This is a genomic window from Microbacterium longlingense (genome assembly GCF_058349825.2).
Map to the genome: position 1 here is coordinate 332,345 of NZ_JBYRJA020000001.1, position 18,184 is coordinate 350,528.

Here is an 18,184-nt window from a genome sequence, read left to right on the forward strand (position 1 = left end):
CCAGTCTAGGCGGCGGGTCGAGCATGCGCCCCGGCTTCGCGAGCACCGTGCACCGCGCTCCGACCGCTGATGTCAGGGCTCGCCAAGCAGCCCTGCCTAGACTGATCGGGTGAAGCTCCCGCCCCTCCTCGTGTATACCGTGCTGCGCCTGCTCGCGTTCCTCGTGCCGCTGGGGCTGATGTGGCTGCTCCCGATCTTCCGCGAGTACTGGTGGCTGACCGCGATCTTCGCCGCGCTCATCGGCATGAGCATCTCGCTGATCTTCCTCCGCAGCCCTCTGACGGCCGCCTCCCAGGAGCTGTACGAGCGACGCCGGCGCAAGGGCCTCATCGACGACGAGGAGATCGAAGACGCCGAGGCCGCAGCGGGTTCAGCGCCGGATGACTCCGGTCAGCCCACGAACGCCCAGAACAGCGCCAGCGAGTAGGCCAGCGACGTCAGCGACGTCAACGCCAGGGCTACCACCAGCTCCTGCGCGGCGCGGTACGTCCAGACGATCAGCACCGCGGGCAGGGCCGCCAGCAGCGCCAGCAACGCCAGCCAGGCGATCGGGTAGAACAGCGCCAGCAGCGCCGCCAGCACGAACGGCGCGAGCATGAACACCGTGTAGACCACCTGCGTCGCCCGGCGCCCGATCAGGACGGTGAGAGTGCGCTTGCCGGCCGCGCGGTCCTGGTCGATATCGCGCAGGTTGTTGCTCAGCAGCACGGCGCACGCGAACAGGCCCACCGCGATCGCCCCGATCCACGCCTCCTGCGGCAGGAAGAACGCCTGCACCCAGGTGGTGCCGAGGGTCGCCACCAGCCCGAAGAAGACGAAGACGAAGACCTCGCCCAGACCCGCGTAGCCGTACGGGCGCTTCCCGCCGGTGTAGAACCAGGCCGCGATGATCGCCACGGCGCCCACCGCCAGCATCCACCACTGCCCCGTGCGGATCACGATCGCGAGCCCGACGAGCGCGGCGAGCGCGAAGCAGCCGAGCGCGATGGCCAGCACCGCCCTGGCCGGCACCCGGCCGGAACCGGTGAGGCGGGCAGGGCCCACCCGGTAGGCGTCCGTGCCGCGGACGCCGTCGCTGTAGTCGTTGGCGAAGTTCACGCCGATCTGCAGCAGGAACGACACCGCCAGGCACGCCAGCGCGATGACCCAGTGGAACTCGTGGTCGATGATGCGCGCGGCGCCCGTGCCCACGATGACCGGTGCCGCCGCGAGCGGGAGGGTGCGGGGGCGGGCGCCCTCGATCCAGTCCTTCACGGTCACGGGCGGAAGGGCCTCCACGGGGCGCTTGGCCGGGTTGCCGGAACGGTGCGGAACAGGGCGCGCATGCGCGCGCCGCTTCGAGGGTGCAGCCACTCCGGCATCCTACGACGCGCCGCGTGCCGCGCCCTCGCCCGTCCCCGAATCCGCTCTCGGTGCGCCGGGTCCCTGCCGCGTGGACGGTCAACCGGGGCGGATTCGGGAGCGGCGCCGCGGGGATTAGTCGCCGGAGACGATGGGGCGGTGCTCGTAAAAGGTCTGCAGCACGACGGTGGTGCGCGTTCGCACGTTCGCCACCAGCCGGATATCCCGCACCAGCTCCTCGAGCGCGCGCGGGGAGGGGACGCGCACGAACAGCATGTAGCTCGCGTCTCCCGCAATCGAGTGGCACGCCTCGATCGCGTTGAGATGCTCGAGAAGCTCGGGGGCGTTGTCCGGCTGTGCCGGGTCGAGCGGTGTGATCTCGATGAACGCCGACAGCGGCACGCCCACCGCCTCAGCGTCGAGCACGGCGCGGTATCCGGCGATCACCCCCCGCGCCTCCAGCCGGCGAATGCGCGATTGCACAGCGGAGACCGAGAGACCCACCGCATCGGACAGCTGGGCGAGCGTGGCTCTTCCGTCGCGGGAGATGGCAGCGAGCAGTGCTCGGTCGACAGCGTCATCCATACGTGAAATAATATCGGTTAGATCCGGCTGAAACCGGAAATTTTCCTCTACACCTCATGATCGGAGGTTCCGATGTCCACCATTCCTGCACAGAGCCAGGCCATCGTCGGCGAACCCGAGGTCGTCGAGGACGCCCGCACCGCCGAGCACTCGGCCGCCTGGCGGCTGCTGAAGTCGTCCGCCGAGTCCCTGCGCCTGCTGCAGGCGCAGGACGGATCGGTGCCGAACGAGGCAGACCACGACGCCGCGCACCAGTACGTCGCCGAAATCATCGCGGGCATCACCGCCCTCGCCCCCGCGTTCCCGCACGATGCGTCCTACCTCACGGCATCCGTGGCGGACTTCCAGCGGTGGGCGGCGGAGGGCTTCGGCGTCCCCGACTTCCTCGACTCCCTCGTCGAGTTCCAGCCCCAAGAGAATCGGGTGGACGGCATCCGCCACCTGGTGGTCTTCCCGATGTACACCCAGAACGGCTCGGCCGACCGCCTCGTGGAGGCCCTGATCGTCGAGGTCATCTGGCCGGAGTTCATCGCGGAGCTCGAATCCGGGGACTACGGCAACAAGCTGTTCGTGTCGCTGCGTCTGGTCGACTTCACGCCCGGATACGACACCAACTCGGCCGTGCTGTTCCCGGAGACCGTCGCGATGCGCGAGATCCCGACCTTCACCTGGGGGGCGATCTTCCAGGACCGCGAGGCCGCCCGCTACCGCCGGGTGGTGCGCGCTGCGGCAGACATCACCAAGCTCGACCTGCCGGAGCAGGCCGCGCAGATGCTCGAAGAGCCCACCCTCACCGAAGACACCTTCGTGATGTGGGACATCATCCACGATCGCACCCACATGCGCGGCGACCTGCCGTTCGACCCCTTCATGATCAAGCAGCGGATGCCCTTCTTCCTCTACTCGCTCGAAGAGCTGCGCTGCGATCTGACCGCGTTCCGCGAGTGCGTCAGGATCGAGCGAGCCCTGTCCGCGCGCAAGGACGGCGGGGAGAACCTCACCGCCGTCGAGGAGAAGACGCTCGAGACGGCCCGCCTCGTGCAGTACGCGGTGATCTTCGATCGCATCTTCCGCTTCGCCATCACCGGCTCGCGCGTGCGCAACTACGACGGGCTCGGCGGTCAGCTGCTGTTCGCCTGGCTCCACCAGCGCGGCGACCTCAACTGGACCGACACGCAGCTCACCTTCGAGTGGGATCGTGTTCCCGACGCCGTGGTGGCGCTGGGCGACGCGATCGACGAGCTGTACTGGCACTCGATCGACCGGCCGAAGACCGCGCACTGGCTCGCCGCCTACGACCTCATTCGCAGCGTCGTCGAACCGCACCCCGCGTCGACGTGGGCCCGCGGCCTTCCCGATGAGATCCTCGCCGGCGCCCCGAAGGGATACACCGACGCGGTGATGGACGACGAGTTCCCGCTGTCGATGTTCTTCGAGGCCCTGGAGAAGAAGATGCGACCGGTCATCGAGTCGACCGTGGGCATCCGCGGCGAGGACGCCTGACCCGGCAGCGGTCTGACAGTCTGAGACACATGACAGAGAGCACGGCCGCCGGCCGCACCGTCCTTCTCGCCGGAGCGACCAGCGCCGTCGGGCTCGCCCTGACCCTCGCCCTGACCGCGGTCGGGGCGAGGGTCATCGCCGTCGGCCGCACGCCCGCGAAGCTCCGCGCCATCGCCGGAGCGGGAGCGGAGACGGAGGTCTGCGACCTGACCGACGCGGCCGCCGTCGCCGATCTGGCCACCCGGATCGGCCCCGTCGACGCCGTTGTGCACCTCGTGGGCGGATGGCGCGGCGGGGGTGGCCTCGCCGGGCAGACGGAGGAGGACTACCGGTTCCTGGAGCAGTCGTTCACCGCTCTGCGCACGGTGACCAGGGCCTTCGACCCGGCGCTGCGGGCATCCGACGCCGGGCGCCTGGCGATCGTCTCCTCGACCGCCGTCGCCCGCCCGCTGGCGGGCGGCGCGAACTACGCCGCTGTCAAGGCCGCGAGCGAGGCCTGGGCGCGGGCTGTGGCGCAGGGGTTCTCGAAGGCCGCTCGCGATGCCGGCGAGCCGCTGCGCGCCGCGTCGGTGATCTTCCGGGTGAAGTCGCTCGACGATGCGCAGGACGACTTCGTGTGGGCCGTCGAAAGCCTCTGGGACACCGACGCCGCCGACCTCAACGACCGTATCGTCGACCTGACAGCGACATAGACCCGCGGTCGAGGGCGGGATGCACGGCGCCCACCTTCCCCAGCTCAGGCAAAATCCCCGTTCCGAGGCCGAACCGGCCGCTTTCGGGCGATCCGGGCTGACCCTGCCTGAGTCGGGCATCGACCCCGCCGATCAAGCCGGCGGCCGGCACGCTGCGCGTCTCGAAGGAGACCCAGAACGTCGAGGCGAACCACAGGAAGCTCGTCGTGACGTTGGCGGTCATGGTGTTCGCCACCAGATGCCTGAAGACGCGCACGCCACCCGGAGGGGTACGCGTCTCACGGTCCGTCATGGGCGGAGAGCACCGCGAGCCACCGGTGTCGCGACAGCCCCGCATCGCATCCGCAGGCCGCGGGCCCGCGCCCCGCAGAAGCCGTCGAGCAGCCGTGCTGCGGCACCCCGCACCGGTAGAATCGACAGGTGACGACGATCCACGACACCGACCTGCGCGGCTTCGCCTCGGACAATTACTCCGGCATCCACCCCGAGGTGCTCGCGGCCATCGCCGCGGCGAACGAGGGGCATCAGGTCGCCTATGGCGAGGATGTCTACACCGCACGCCTGCAGGAGATCTTCCAGCAGCACCTGGGCGCGGACGTCGTGGCGTTCCCGATGTTCAACGGGACGGGAGCGAACGTCACCGGCATCCAGTCGATGCTGCCCCGCTGGGGCGCGGTGGTGTGCGCATCGACAGCGCACATCAACGTCGACGAGGGGGGCGCACCGGAGCGCATCGGCGGAATGAAGCTGCTCACCGTGCCCACCGACGACGGCAAGCTCACCCCCGAGCTCGTCGACCGCGAGGCATGGGGCTGGGGCGACGAGCACCGCGCTCAGCCGCTGGTGGTGGCGATCACGCAGTCGACCGAGCTCGGGACCCTCTACACGCCGGACGAGATCCGGGCGCTGGCCGACCACGCCCACGAGCGCGGGATGAAGCTCTACCTCGACGGCGCGCGGCTCTCCAACGCCGCCGCGGCCCTCGACCTCCCGCTGCGGGCTTTCACCCGCGACGCCGGGGTGGACGTGATGAGCTTCGGCGGGACGAAGAACGGCGCGATGCTCGCCGAGGCGGTCGTGGTGCTCAACCCCGCCGCAGCGGACGGGTTGCTCTTCTCTCGGAAATTCAACATGCAGCTCGCGTCGAAGATGCGCTTCATCTCGGCTCAGCTCGTCGCGCTGCTCGAGGACGACCTGTGGCTGCGCAACGCCCGCCATGCCAACGCGATGGCCCAGCGCCTGCGCACCTCGATCGAGGCGGGGCTGGCCGACGGCACGATCAGCGGCGTCGGATTCACGCAGAAGACCGAGGCGAACGGCGTGTTCGCGACGCTGCCCGCCGGGGTCGCAGACCGGCTGCGCGAGCGGTTCCGCTTCTACGACTGGGACGCCGCGCGCGGCGAGGTGCGGTGGATGTGCAGTTTCGACACCCAGGAGAGCGACATCGACGCGATGGTCGCCGAGCTTGGCAGCCTCACGACCGCCTGACTCCCCCGCCCCGTCGCACCGAACTCAGGCAGAAGCGCGGCCGGCCGCCCGAAACCGGCGGTTCTGGCGCGGTCGGCGTCGTCCTGCCTGCGTTGGGGCAGGCGTCAGCGCAGCAGGCCCAGGTGCGCGAGCGCCTGCCGCACGAGCGTGCCCCTGCCGCCCTCCATCTCGGCGGCCACCGTCTCGGAGGCGGCCTCAGCGGGCGTGAACCAGGTGACCTCGAGCGCGTCCTGACGGGGCTGGCAGGTGCCGGTGACCGGCACGACGAAGGCCAGCGACACCGCGTGCTGCCGATCGTCGTGGAAAGCGCTCACGCCAGGAAGGGGGAAGTACTCCGCGACCGTGAACGGCGCGGGCGAGGCGGGAAGCAACGGGAACGCCATGGGGCCGAGATCGTTCTCGACGTGGCGGAACAGCGCGTCACGCACCGTCTCGCCGAACCGCACGCGGCCGGAGACGATCGTGCGGGTGATCTCTCCCAGGGGCGTGGACCGCAGCAGGATACCGACCTCGGTCACCTGCCCCATGCCGTCGGTGCGCACCGGAACAGCCTCGACATAGAGCATCGGAAGCCGCCGGCGGGCCTCCGCGAGCTCCACCTCGGTCAGCCACCCCGGGCTCGTGCCGGCGCCGAGCACGGGAAGGTCGGGAGTGTCCTCCGGATCGGGGTCGGGAGTGCGTACCGTCATGGCTCCTTTCTATCAGCGCATCCGGCGACGCGCCGGCGTGTCGGATGCCCCTGGCAGGATGGACGTATGGCCGATACTCCCGTGATCGACACCGCCGCGACCCGCTGGGCCAACCGCGAGCCGTCTCTGCCCCTCCTGGTGCTGCTGCACGGCTACGGGGCCGACGAGAACGACCTGTTCGGCCTCGTCCCCTTCCTGCCCGATGGCATCGCCGTCGCGTCGGTCGCTGCGCCGCTCGCCCCGCGATGGCCGATGTCCGGTCGGGCCTGGTATCCGATCGAGGGGCTCGACAGCCGAGACCCCGACGCGGTCACCGCGGCCGCGCGGGCGCTGCACGCCTGGCTCGACGCGGAGGCCGAAGGCGCGCCGCGCATCGCACTGCTGGGGTTCTCGCAGGGTGCCGCCGTTTCGCTGCAGGCGCTCCGCCTGGATCCAGCCCGCTTCGACGCCGTGGTCGCGCTGAGCGGATACGCCGCCCCCGGCGAGCTGCCCGGCGACACCACCCTGCACGAGACACGCCCCGATGTCTTCTGGGGCCGCGGCAGTGCCGACGAGGTCATCCCGCTCCCGCTCATCGAGCACACCGCCCAGTGGCTGCCAGACCACGCCACCCTCTCCGGCCGGGTGTATCCGGGCCTCGGTCACGGCATCTCGCAGGACGAGCTCGCCGACATCCGGGGGTTCCTCGACCGGTGGCTCGCGGAGCCGTCACAGGGCTGAGTCCCGCGCAGCGCGCCCACCGCCGGACACTCCGACCGCGACGCCGGCCGGCACGTCCGCTCTCTCCGCCGCATCCCCCTTGCGCCGGGTCGCCGTTCGTGGTTAGAGTCGAGGGTCCTATCCGCCGTCGAAGGAAGACCGATGAAGCTGATCGTCGCATCCGCGCCCCTCACCTCGCGCTGACGACGATCGCCCCCGCGGCGGCTCTCGACTCTCCCGGCATCGGGTGATCCGGCCTCGGTGTGTTGCGGCTTCACGCCGCCACACCGCCCGATCCCCCCCCGGACCTGCATCCGATGGATGCGTCGAACACCTGCCGTCCCGGCCGCGCCTCGCGTCAGCATCACCCCTGACACCTGGAGGCAGCATGTCCGCACATCCCCACTCCCCCGCCATCGTGCTCGACCGAGTGCGTTTCACCTGGCCGGACGGAACCGTCGCGCTCGACGACCTCTCCGGCGCGTTCACCGACGGCCGCACCGGCCTGGTCGGCCGGAACGGATCCGGCAAGTCCACGCTCCTGCGCCTGATCGCCGGTGTGCACGCCCCGACGGCGGGTCAGATCCGCGCGACGGGCGATGTCGCCTACCTGCCGCAGCGCCTCACACTCGACCCGGCCCGACGCGTCGCTGCTGTTCTCGGCGTCGCGCCGGCACTCGATGCCGTGCGTGCGATCGAGGCCGGCGACGCAGACCCCGCCCACTTCGATGCGGTCGGCGATGACTGGGACGTCGAGGCCCGCGCGCAGGCCGCGCTCGGGGAGGCCGGGCTGGATCCGGCGTTCCTCGACCGTCGTATCGGCGAGCTGTCCGGGGGCGAGGCGATGCTCACCGCCATCACCGGGATCCGCCTGCGACGTGCTCCGATCACCCTGCTCGACGAGCCGACCAACGATCTCGACCGGTGGGCGCGCGCCCGGGTGCGCGACATCGTCTCCGCCTGGCGGGGGACGCTGCTGGTCGTGAGCCATGACGTCGAGCTGCTCGAGATCATGGATTCCACCGCGGAGATCTACGGCAGTGAGCTGAGCGTGTTCGGCGGGCCATATTCTGCCTGGCGCGCATGGCTGGAGACCGAGCAGGAGGCCGCCGAGCAGGCTCTGCGCTCCGCAGAGCAGGCCGTGCGTCGCGAGAAGCGCCAGCGCATCGAGGCCGAGACCGTGATCGCGCGCCGCGAGCGCGCTGGGCGCAAGGCCACGGCGGAGAAGCGCGAGCCGAAGATCGTGATGGGCGGGCGCAAGCGGGCCGCGCAGGTCTCGGCCGGGCGCATGCGCGTCGAGGCGGGTCAGAAGGAAGCCGAGGCGCGCTCGGCGCTGGATACCGCGGAGCGCCGCGTGCGGGACGACGCCATGCTCCGCATCGACCTGCCCGATCCGGCGGTGCCCGCGGGGCGACGTCTGGCGACCCTCGGCGATGACGAGCACACCTGGATCATCCAGGGTCCGGAGCGCGTCGCTCTGGTCGGCCGCAACGGCGTCGGCAAGACGACGCTCCTGCGGCGCCTGGTGGACACCGACCCCCTCCGCGGCATCCACCCTCATTCACCGGGTTCCGACCCCGCGGGCGACCCTGCGGCGCGGACCCGGCACCAGGAGGGCGGGCTCGGCGATGCGGACGGAGAGACCGGTGCGACGGGATGCGCTGAGGCGCACACGGAACGCATCGGCTATCTGCCGCAGCGGCGTGACGACCTCGACGAGAACGCCAGCGCGCTCGTCAACATCGCGGCCGCAGCGCCGTCCATCCCGGAGAAGGAGCTGCGCAACCGCCTGGCCCGCTTCCTCCTGCGCGGCACGATGGTCGACCGTCCGGTCTCCGCGCTGTCCGGCGGAGAGAGGTTCCGTGTCGCGCTCGCCCGGCTCCTGCTCGCCGACCCGCCACCCCAGCTCGTGGTGCTCGACGAGCCGACGAACGACCTCGACCTCGACACCGTCGACCAGTTGGTCGACGCGCTCTCGGCGTATCGCGGGGGCGTGCTCGTGGTCAGCCACGACGACGCGTTCCTCGCCCGGCTCGGCCTGGACCGCACGCTCGAGCTCGATGCAGACGGACGGCTCCGGGAGCTCTGAAAGCCCGGACGACGAGACGTGCCGCCGGCATCGTGACGCCGGCGGCACGTCTCCTCGTTTCCGCCTCGTGATCAGGCGTGCGGGTTGACGATGATCTTGACGTGCTGCTCGTTGTTGTTGATCAGCTGATCGAAGCCCTCGCTGACCAGCTCGTCGAGACCGATCCGGCCGGTGATGAACGGCGCGAGATCGAGCTTGCCGCTCTGCACCAGCTCGATCGTCGCCGGGTGGTCGCCGGCGTAGCCGATGGTGCCGCGCAGATCGATCTCCTTCAGCACGATGTGGGGCATGTCCACGGCCGGCTTGTGACCCCAGATCGAGACGTTGACCACCACGCCGCCCGGGCGCACGGCATCGATCAGCATGTCCAGCACCGCGGGCACCGACGAGCACTCGAAGCCCACATCGGCGCCGCGGCCGCCGGTGAGCTCGCGGATCTGCTCGGCGACGTCACCGTCACGCGGGTCGAACACCGCGTCGGCGACGCCGGTGGTGCGCGCCATCTCCTTACGCGCCTCGGAGAGCTCCGAGATGTACACGGTGAGGCCCTCGGCCTTGAGCACCGCGGCGGTCAGCAGGCCGATCGGCCCCGCGCCTCCGACGATGGCGACCTGGCCGGCGCTCGCGCCGGAGCGGACGAAGGCGTGGTGGGCGACCGACAGCGGCTCGATGAGCGCGGCCTGATCGAGCGGGATGTCGCCGATCGGGTGCACCCAGCGGCGCTCCACGACGATCTTCTCCGCCAGGCCCCCGCCGCGTCCGCCGAGACCGATGAAGTTCATGTCGGGCGAGAGGTGGTAGCTCTGCCCGGGGCTCGTGTCGACGTCGTCGCGGATGATGTACGGCTCCACCACCACGTTCTCGCCGACCGTGAGGTCGGTGACGCCCTCGCCGAGGGCGGTGACCGTGCCGGAGAACTCGTGTCCGATGGTGACGGGGGCCGACTCGCCGGAGATCGGATGCGGGTGCCCCGCCGGCGGGATGAAGATCGGCCCTTCGAGGTACTCGTGCAGGTCGGTGCCGCAGATCCCGCACCAGCCCACTTCCAGCTCTACGGTCCCCGGGGCCAGCTCGGGCTCGGGGATGTCCTCGATCCGGATGTCCTTGCGGTCGTAGTAGCGTGCAGCCCTCATCGTCGCCTCCTGCCCACCGGAGATGCCCGGCGGGCAGCTCGGCTCCGGTGCTCACCATCGAGCCTAAGCGAGCGCGCGACACGGCGGAAGGAGACCGAGCACACCACGGAATTTCTCCTGCCGGTGCGCACGGACGCCCGGCAGGGCCGCGTGGCAGGCGATCCGGCCGGAGCGCGCCGATGTCGGAGGCACCAGCGAAGATGGGGGGATGAGCGACGCCCCAGCAGACTCGGCGCACCGCGTGCTCGACCGGTTCAGCCCCGCGACCCAGGACTGGTTCCGCGGGGCGTTCCGCGCACCCACCACAGCGCAGGCCGGAGCCTGGGAGGCGATCTCCGCCGGCCGGAACGCGCTCGTGGTGGCTCCGACGGGCTCCGGCAAGACGCTCTCGGCGTTCCTCTGGGCGATCGACCGCGTCGCCCGCGAGAAGGCAGCCCGTCCCGCGGCGGGCACCGCCGCGGGGACGGCCGGCGCGAAGGGCGCCCAGAAGGACAAGAAGGCTCCCGCAGGCACGAGCATCCTCTACATCTCCCCGCTCAAGGCGCTCGGCGTCGACGTCGAGCGCAACCTGCGGTCCCCGCTGGTCGGCATCGGCCAGTCGGCGCGGCGTCTGGGCGTCGACGCCCCGGCGATCACGGTGGGTGTCCGGTCGGGCGACACCACCTCCGCCGACCGCCGCAAGCTGGTCGCCGCGCCGCCCGACATCCTCATCACGACCCCGGAGTCGCTGTACCTGATGCTGACGAGCCGAGCAGGGGAGACCCTGCGCGATGTGCACACCGTCATCATCGACGAGGTCCACGCGGTCGCCGCCACCAAGCGCGGAGCACACCTCGCGGTGAGCCTCGAGCGGCTCGATGCGCTGCGCCGCGACGGGCGGCCCGACCTCCCGCCGGCCCAGCGCATCGGCCTCTCGGCGACCGTGCGGCCGATCGACGAGGTCGCGCGGTTCCTGGGCGGCTCCGCCCCCGTCGACATCGTGGCGCCGCGAGCGTCGAAGACCTTCGACCTGAGCGTGGTCGTGCCCGTCGACGACATGCTCAACCCGCCCCCCGCACCCGATGCGCCACCCGACGACGACGACGACGTGTTCCGCCCGCCGAGCCTCACCGAGATCACCGGCTCGATCTGGCCCCACGTCGAGGAGGCGATCGTCGATCGCATCCTGCAGCACCGTTCCACGATCGTCTTCGCGAACTCCCGGCGCCTGGCCGAGCGTCTCACGGCGCGACTCAACGAGATCGCCGCAGAGCGCGCAGGGCTCGATCTGCCGGAGCCGGCCAGACCGGCAGACATGATCGCGCAGTCCGGGATGTCGTCCGGCGCCTCCCCGGTGCTCGCCAAGGCGCACCACGGGTCGGTGTCGAAGGAGCAGCGCGCCCTCGTCGAAGAAGAGCTGAAGTCGGGGGCCCTGCGCTGCGTCGTCGCGACGAGCAGCCTCGAACTCGGTATCGACATGGGTGCTGTCGACCTCGTGATCCAGGTCGAGGCGCCGCCCTCCGCCGCCTCGGGCCTGCAGCGCGTCGGACGCGCCGGGCACCAGGTGGGCGAGATCAGCCGGGCAGCACTCTTTCCCAAACACCGCGGCGACGTGCTGCATACCGCCGTGGTGACCGAGCGCATGCTGGCCGGTCAGATCGAGTCGATCGCCGTGCCCCGCAACCCGCTGGACATCCTCGCCCAGCAGACCGTCGCGGCGTGCGCCCTCGAGCCGCTCGACGTCGAGGAGTGGTTCGACACCGTGCGCCGCAGCGCACCCTTCGCCGCTCTCCCCCGCTCGGCCTATGAGGCGACGCTGGACCTGCTGGCCGGCCGGTACCCCTCGGATGAGTTCGCGGAGCTTCGCCCGCGGCTGGTGTGGGATCGCGATACCGGCACCCTCACCGCCCGCCCCGGCGCGCAGCGGATCGCCGTGACCAGCGGTGGCACGATCCCCGATCGTGGGCTGTTCGGGGTCTTCGTGGCCGGCGAGACCACCGGCGCCCGTGTGGGCGAGCTCGACGAGGAGATGGTCTACGAGTCACGCGTCGGCGATGTGTTCACCCTCGGCACCACCAGCTGGCGCATCGTGGAGATCACCCACGACCGGGTGAACGTGGTGCCGGCTTTCGGGCAGCCGGGGCGCCTGCCGTTCTGGCACGGAGACGGCCTCGGACGCCCGTTCGAGCTGGGCGAGGCGCTGGGCCGGTTCACGCGCGAGGTGGCGTCGAGCTCGCCCGCCAGGGCCGAGGAGCGCCTGCGCGAGGCCGGTCTCGACACCTTCGCGCGGCAGAACCTCCTCGCCTACGTCTCCGAGCAGAAGGCCGCGACCGGCACGCTCCCCACCGATCGTTCTCTGACCGTGGAGCGCGGCCGCGACGAGGTCGGAGACTGGCGGCTGATCCTTCATTCCCCATACGGCATGAAGGTGCATGCGCCGTGGGCTCTAGCGGTCAATGCGCGCATCAGGGAACGTCTCGGGGTCGAGGGATCCGCGGTCGGCAGCGACGACGGCATCATCGTGCGGGTGCCGGACGCGGAGTCCGAGCCCCCCGGCGCCGAGCTGTTCGTCTTCGACGCGGACGAGCTCGAGCAGATCGTGACGGCCGAGGTGGGCGGATCCGCGCTATTTGCCTCGCGCTTCCGCGAGTGCGCCGCCCGCGCTCTCCTGATGCCCCGCATGAACCCCACCCGGCGCACCCCGCTGTGGCAGCAGCGCCAGCGCTCCGCGCAGCTGCTCGACGTCGCCCGCAACCATCCGACGTTCCCGATCATCCTGGAGACCCTGCGCGAGGTGCTGCAGGACGTCTACGACCTGCCCGCGCTCCGGCGTCTGGCGACCTCGATCGCCGACCGCAGCATCCGTCTCGTCGAGACGGAGCCCGGCCAGCCCTCCCCCTACGCCCGCGATCTGCTGTTCGGATATGTTGGCGCGTTCATGTACGAGGGCGACTCCCCGCTGGCCGAACGCCGCGCGGCAGCGCTCTCGGTCGATCCTGCGCTGCTGAGCGAGCTGCTGGGCACCGTCGAGCTGCGCGAGCTGCTCGACCCCGCCGTCATCGCGCAGTTCGAACGCGAGGTGCAGCGGCTCGACCCCGCGCGCCGGGTGAAGGGGCTCGAGGGCGTCGCCGATCTGCTGCGGATGCTCGGCCCCCTCGACGCGGCGGAGGTCGCCGCACGACTCCGCGGCGACGACGCCGGAGACGACGCCGAGGCCGCCGGTGCTCCCCCGGCCACGGTCGCCGAGGCGGCCGCCCACCTGCAGACGCTCGTGACGGCCCGCCGCGCGATCGAGGTGGTCGTGGGCGGAGCGCCGCGCATCGCGGCCATCGAAGACGCCGGGCGCCTGCGGGACGCCCTCGGCACGGCGCTGCCGGTCGGCATTCCGGTGGCGTTCCTCGAACCCCTCGCCGACCCGCTGGGCGACCTGGTCGCGCGCTACGCGCGCACGCACGGACCGTTCACGACGTCCGCCGTCGCCGAACGCTACGGCATCGGCGGCGCTGTCGCCCGCCACACGCTGCAACGCCTCGAAGCGGCCGGACGCGTGGCGTCCGGCATCTTCCTCCCCGAGGGCAGGCCGCCCGGGACGGCGGACGATGCCGAGTGGTGCGACGCGGAGGCATTGCGCCGGCTGAGGATGCGCTCGCTCGCGGCGATCCGCGGCAGCGTGGAACCGGTGGCCCCCGCCGCCTACGCGCGGTTCCTTCCGGCGTGGCAGCACGTCACCCGCCCCACCGAGGGGATCGACGGCGTACTGGCGGCGGTCGAGCAGCTCGCGGGCGTGCCGATTCCGGCCAGCGCCTGGGAGTCGCTGGTGCTGCCGTCACGGGTGCGCGACTACTCCCCCGCGATGCTCGACGAGCTCACCACCGCCGGAGAAGTGGTGTGGGCGGGGGGCGGCACCCTTCCCGGCCGTGACGGCTGGGTGTCGCTGCACCCGGCCGACCTCGCCCCGTTCACGCTCGCCGACCCGGCGGACGAGATCGCTCCCGGTTCGCTCGAGGCACACCTGCTGCATGCGCTCGGGGTCGGGGGCGGTTTCTTCGCCGCGCAGCTCCGCGAGGCGACAGGGGCCGCGAACGAGCAGTCCGTGCTGGAGGCGCTGTGGAACCTGGCGTGGGCCGGTCGCGTCACCAACGACACCCTCGCCCCGGTCCGCACCCTCCTCGGCGGCGGATCGCAGGCGCACCGTGCGGTGCGCAAGACGCCGCGCACCCGGGCGTACCGGGGTGTCTCGTTCGGCAGCGCGCCGACGACCCCGCGTCCGAGCGGCGGGCGCTGGTCCCTGCTGCCCGCGGTCGAGACCGATGCCGCACGGCGCGCCACGGTGACCGCCGGTCTCCTCCTCGATCGCTACGGGGTGGTCACGCGCGGTGCCGTCCAGGCCGAGGGCGTGCCCGGCGGCTTCGCGCAGGTGTACCGGGTGCTGTCAGGGTTCGAACAGGCGGGGCACTGCCGCCGCGGCTATGTGATCGAACGTCTCGGCGCTGCGCAGTTCGCGGCATCCACGACCGTCGACCGGTTGCGCGAGTTCGCGGCCATCGCCGACCCTCCACCGCTGCGGGCAGTGACCCTCGCCGCGACCGATCCGGCGAACCCCTACGGCGCAGCGCTGGCCTGGCCGCGCCTCGAAGGTGTCTCGCACCGTCCCGGCCGCAAAGCGGGCGGTCTCGTCGTGATCGTCGACGGCGTGCTCGTGCTGTACCTCGAGCGCGGCGGCAAGTCGGCACTCGTCTTCGATGAGGACCCGGATCGGCTGCAGGCCGCAGCGTCCGACCTCGCCGCGACCTCGCGCGCGCGACGCCTCGACACGCTCACCGTGGAGAAGGTCGCGGGCGATGGCGTCTTCGGCACCCCGCTGGCATACGCGCTGACGGCGGCCGGCTTCGTGCAGACGCCGCGGGGCCTCACCCTGCGCAAAGCGATCTGACGCCACCAGGGCTGCGCGGACCGGGCGGATATCACCCGCCCGATGTCCGCGACCCCGGGTAGCGTGAACACCATGCTGAGCGAGTTCTGGGCGGGGGTGGGCACCCTCGGGCGCGGATTCCGCTTCTGGCGCAAGCGACCGGGGCTCATGGCCGCCGGCCTGGTCCCAGCGGTGATCGCGTTCGCGATCATGCTCGCCGCCCTGATTCCGCTGGGGCTGTCGCTGGGATCTGTGACCACCTGGTTCACCCCGTTCGCCGAGACCTGGGACGAAGGGTGGCGGGTCGCGCTGCGCGTCCTGCTCGGCGTGGTCGTGATGGCGGCAGCGATCGGCCTCGCGGCCATGCTCTTCACGGCGCTGGCGCTCGCGATCGGGGAACCGTTCTACCAGCGCATCTGGCAGGCGGTCGAGGCGGATCTGGGCGGCCCGGTGCCCGAGGGCGGGTCGTTCTGGCGCGCGCTCAGCGAGAGCGGCACGCTGGTGGTGCGCGGCCTCCTGATCGCCCTGCTGTGCTTCGGCATCGGCCTGATCCCCGCGATCGGCGGAGCGATCGGCGGTCTGCTCGCGCTGGTGCTCAACGGCCAGCTGCTCGCCCGCGAGCTCATGGGGCGATCCCTGGACCCCCGGGACATCGACGCCATCGGCCGGAAGGCCCTCATCGCCCGCGGCCGGGCCCGCACCCTGGGTTTCGGAATGGCGACCAACGCGTGCTTCCTCGTGCCCCTCGGCGCGATCGTGACCATGCCGGCCGCGGTCGTCGGCTCGACCCTGCTGGCCCGCGAGCTTCTCGACCGTGCCGGTATCACCCCCGCCGCGGAGCCCGGCGCGGCCGAACCAGCGGCGCCGACGCCGAGCGTGCCGCAGCGCCGCCCCGCGCCCGGAGCCGCTCCCCTCCCGCCGACACGCGCCCCCGCGCCGCCCCGCCCTCCGGCCGCCGATGCCTGAGGGCGACACCGTCTACCGCGCGGCCGCGCGCCAGCATGCCGCGCTCGCGGGGCGGCAGATCGGACGCTCCGACCTGCGGGTGCCCGCTCTGGCCACCGCCGACCTGCGCGGCGAGACGGTGATCGAGGTGGTGGCGCGCGGGAAGCACATCCTGCATCGCATCGGCGATCGCACCCTGCGATCCCACCTGCGCATGGACGGCTCATGGGAGCTGTACCGCGCCGGGGAGCGGTGGCGAAAGCCCGCCCATCACGCTCGCGCCATCCTGGCGACGTCGCCGTCGGACGCCGGCACCGCGTGGGAGTCCGTGGGCTTCGAGGTCTCGATGCTCGACCTCGTGCCCACCGCGCAGGAAGATCGACTGATCGGCCACCTCGGCCCCGATCCGCTCTCCGACGACTGGGATGCGGCCGAGGCCGTCCGACGCCTGTCGGCGGACTCCCGGCCGGTCCACGTCGCCCTGCTCGACCAGCGCAACGTCGCGGGCTTCGGCAACGAGTACGCCTCAGAGCTGCTGTTCCTGCGCGGCGTGCTGCCCACCACCCCCGCGACGGAGACCGACACCGCCGCGCTCATCGACCTGGGGGTGCGCACGATGCGCGCCAACCGCGACCGCCGAGATCGCACCTTCACCGGAGACGCCCGGCGCGGACGCACCGACTGGGTCTACGGGCGCGCCGGGCGCCCCTGCCGGCGCTGCGGCACACCGATCCGCACGGGCGAGCTCGGCGCCCGCGCCGACCGGGAGCGCATCGTTTTCTGGTGCTCCCGCTGCCAGCGCTGAGGACACCCCCGAGCTCAGAAATCCTTGAAAAACCAGCCGGAATAAATCAAACGGACTCCTCGTTGTCTCTTTTCGGGAACTCTGAGGAGGAACATCACGTGGGCAAGAACTACGTCGACATCGAGAACGAGCAGGGCACCACGCTGCGCTACCGCAAGCATGCGAACGGCCGCGGGCTCGTCGCGCACGGCGCCAAGGTCCATCCGCAGGCACTCGTCGAAGCCGGAGCCTACATCGAGCCCGGCGTGCGCATCGCCGCGGGTGCACACATCTCGCGCGGCGCCTGGGTCGAACCGGATGCCGTCATCGGCGAGGGCGCTTACGTCGATGCCCACGCGCACATCGGCGCGGGAGCTGCGGTCGGCGACGGTGCGCGCATCGGCGTACGCACCGACATCGGACCGGGTGCCCGCGTGCTGCGCGGCACCCGCATCGGCGCCGACGAGACCATTCCCGCAGGGTCCACGGTGACCACCGATCACAAAGGCTTCTGGCTGGCGGCCTGAGCCACCCGGCACAGCACCGCGGGGAAACCCTCTACCCTGAAACCATGAACCGACCGGGCAAGAAGCGGGTGCCGGGCGCCCGCGCCCCGCGTCGGCGCCCGGTCACGGCGAAGCCCGCCGCCGCCCCGCGGCGCGCAACGCCGGCACGAGCACCGCGCCAGAGCGACCCCGTGGCGGAGAGCGCTCTGGACCCGAAGCGCGTCTTCCGACTCGGCGCGATTCCCGGAGCGCGGCCCGGCAAGTGGATCGACGCCTGGAACGACCGGATGACGGTTCCTCTCGAGCTCGTGCCGCTCTCCGTCGCCGAGCAGCGCGGCGCCCTGGACGACGGCTCCGTCGATGCCGCCCTGGTGCGCCTCCCGCTGGACCGCGACGGGCTCCACGTCATCCCCCTCTACGACGAAGTTCCCGTCGTCGTCGTCTGCGTCGATTCGCATCTCACTGCTGCCGACGAGCTCGCCGCAGAGGACCTGGCGGGCGAGGTGCTGCTGACAACGCGGGACGACGTGCTCGGCCCTCTCGATCTGCCGACCGAGCCGGCGACGATTCCTCCGCTCGAGACCACAGCCGACGCCATCGCCACGGTCGCCGCGGGGGTCGGAATCCTGGTCGTGCCGATGTCCCTGGCCCGCGCCCACCAGCGCCGCGACGTGACCTACCGCCCGCTTCGCCACGGCCCGCTGTCGAGCGTGGGGCTGGCCTGGGTCGCCGACCGGACCACGAGCGACATCGAGACGTTCGTCGGGATCGTGCGCGGGCGCACGACGCGGTCCTCCCGCTGACCGGCCGTTCGCCGCAATCCCGCGCAACACCCTCGC

At 71.6% G+C, this 18,184-nt stretch carries 16 protein-coding genes; 11 read left to right on the forward strand and 5 right to left on the reverse strand.

The window, feature by feature from the left end:
• Positions 1–109 precede the first annotated feature (109 nt).
• Positions 110–427, forward strand: coding sequence for a DUF4229 domain-containing protein (locus tag AC3RXY_RS01565; protein WP_491509118.1), 318 nt, complete (start codon positions 110–112; stop codon positions 425–427).
• On the opposite strand, the gene AC3RXY_RS01570 is transcribed toward AC3RXY_RS01565, so the two are convergent.
• On the reverse strand, positions 391–1,353 hold the full coding sequence (locus AC3RXY_RS01570; protein ID WP_491509119.1) for a 1,4-dihydroxy-2-naphthoate polyprenyltransferase: 963 nt from the start codon (positions 1,351–1,353) through the stop codon (positions 391–393). The genes AC3RXY_RS01565 and AC3RXY_RS01570 overlap by 37 nt on opposite strands.
• Positions 1,354–1,476: 123 nt before the next feature.
• Positions 1,477–1,926: an Lrp/AsnC family transcriptional regulator gene (locus AC3RXY_RS01575; protein ID WP_491509120.1), complete on the reverse strand. Its 450-nt coding sequence runs from the start codon at positions 1,924–1,926 to the stop codon at positions 1,477–1,479.
• Positions 1,927–1,998: 72 nt separating this feature from the next.
• Here AC3RXY_RS01575 and AC3RXY_RS01580 point away from each other — a divergent pair, with 72 nt between their 5' ends.
• Together AC3RXY_RS01580 and AC3RXY_RS01585 are read left to right on the forward strand one after the other, a co-directional pair.
• Positions 1,999–3,429: a DUF6421 family protein gene (locus AC3RXY_RS01580; RefSeq protein ID WP_491509121.1), complete on the forward strand. Its 1,431-nt coding sequence runs from the start codon at positions 1,999–2,001 to the stop codon at positions 3,427–3,429.
• Between the two features lie 29 nt (positions 3,430–3,458).
• On the forward strand, positions 3,459–4,121 hold the full coding sequence (locus tag AC3RXY_RS01585) for an SDR family NAD(P)-dependent oxidoreductase (protein ID WP_491509122.1): 663 nt from the start codon (positions 3,459–3,461) through the stop codon (positions 4,119–4,121).
• Here the strand turns inward: AC3RXY_RS01585 and AC3RXY_RS01590 are convergent.
• Positions 4,087–4,413 (reverse strand): hypothetical protein, encoded by a 327-nt coding sequence (locus AC3RXY_RS01590; RefSeq protein ID WP_491509123.1) that lies wholly within the window; start codon positions 4,411–4,413, stop codon positions 4,087–4,089. The genes AC3RXY_RS01585 and AC3RXY_RS01590 overlap by 35 nt on opposite strands.
• Positions 4,414–4,541: 128 nt before the next feature.
• On the opposite strand from AC3RXY_RS01590, the gene AC3RXY_RS01595 reads away from it, so the two are divergent.
• On the forward strand, positions 4,542–5,609 hold the full coding sequence (locus AC3RXY_RS01595; protein ID WP_491509124.1) for a threonine aldolase family protein: 1,068 nt from the start codon (positions 4,542–4,544) through the stop codon (positions 5,607–5,609).
• A gap of 104 nt (positions 5,610–5,713) precedes the next feature.
• On the opposite strand, the gene AC3RXY_RS01600 is transcribed toward AC3RXY_RS01595, so the two are convergent.
• Complete coding sequence (locus tag AC3RXY_RS01600) at positions 5,714–6,298, reverse strand: NUDIX hydrolase family protein (RefSeq protein ID WP_491509125.1); 585 nt, start codon at positions 6,296–6,298, stop codon at positions 5,714–5,716.
• Between the two features lie 66 nt (positions 6,299–6,364).
• Between AC3RXY_RS01600 and AC3RXY_RS01605 the strand changes: the two genes are divergently transcribed.
• Both AC3RXY_RS01605 and AC3RXY_RS01610 read left to right on the forward strand, forming a co-directional pair.
• Positions 6,365–7,018, forward strand: coding sequence for an alpha/beta hydrolase (locus AC3RXY_RS01605; RefSeq protein ID WP_491509126.1), 654 nt, complete (start codon positions 6,365–6,367; stop codon positions 7,016–7,018).
• A gap of 367 nt (positions 7,019–7,385) precedes the next feature.
• Positions 7,386–9,086 (forward strand): ABC-F family ATP-binding cassette domain-containing protein, encoded by a 1,701-nt coding sequence (locus tag AC3RXY_RS01610; RefSeq protein WP_491509127.1) that lies wholly within the window; start codon positions 7,386–7,388, stop codon positions 9,084–9,086.
• A gap of 71 nt (positions 9,087–9,157) precedes the next feature.
• On the opposite strand, the gene AC3RXY_RS01615 is transcribed toward AC3RXY_RS01610, so the two are convergent.
• Complete coding sequence (locus AC3RXY_RS01615) at positions 9,158–10,219, reverse strand: 2,3-butanediol dehydrogenase (protein WP_491509128.1); 1,062 nt, start codon at positions 10,217–10,219, stop codon at positions 9,158–9,160.
• Positions 10,220–10,427: 208 nt separating this feature from the next.
• On the opposite strand from AC3RXY_RS01615, the gene AC3RXY_RS01620 reads away from it, so the two are divergent.
• From AC3RXY_RS01620 to AC3RXY_RS01640, 5 genes are all read left to right on the forward strand, one after another.
• A complete protein-coding gene (locus AC3RXY_RS01620; RefSeq protein WP_491509129.1) occupies positions 10,428–15,131 on the forward strand; it encodes an ATP-dependent helicase in 4,704 nt (1,567 codons plus the stop codon).
• A gap of 72 nt (positions 15,132–15,203) precedes the next feature.
• On the forward strand, positions 15,204–16,076 hold the full coding sequence (locus AC3RXY_RS01625) for an EI24 domain-containing protein (RefSeq protein WP_491509130.1): 873 nt from the start codon (positions 15,204–15,206) through the stop codon (positions 16,074–16,076).
• Complete coding sequence (locus tag AC3RXY_RS01630; protein WP_491509131.1) at positions 16,069–16,860, forward strand: DNA-formamidopyrimidine glycosylase family protein; 792 nt, start codon at positions 16,069–16,071, stop codon at positions 16,858–16,860. The genes AC3RXY_RS01625 and AC3RXY_RS01630 overlap by 8 nt, the downstream gene beginning before the upstream one ends.
• Positions 16,861–16,958: 98 nt before the next feature.
• Positions 16,959–17,366, forward strand: coding sequence for a transferase (locus AC3RXY_RS01635; RefSeq protein WP_491509132.1), 408 nt, complete (start codon positions 16,959–16,961; stop codon positions 17,364–17,366).
• Positions 17,367–17,410: 44 nt separating this feature from the next.
• On the forward strand, positions 17,411–18,148 hold the full coding sequence (locus AC3RXY_RS01640) for a LysR substrate-binding domain-containing protein (RefSeq protein WP_491509133.1): 738 nt from the start codon (positions 17,411–17,413) through the stop codon (positions 18,146–18,148).
• Positions 18,149–18,184: the final 36 nt, after the last annotated feature.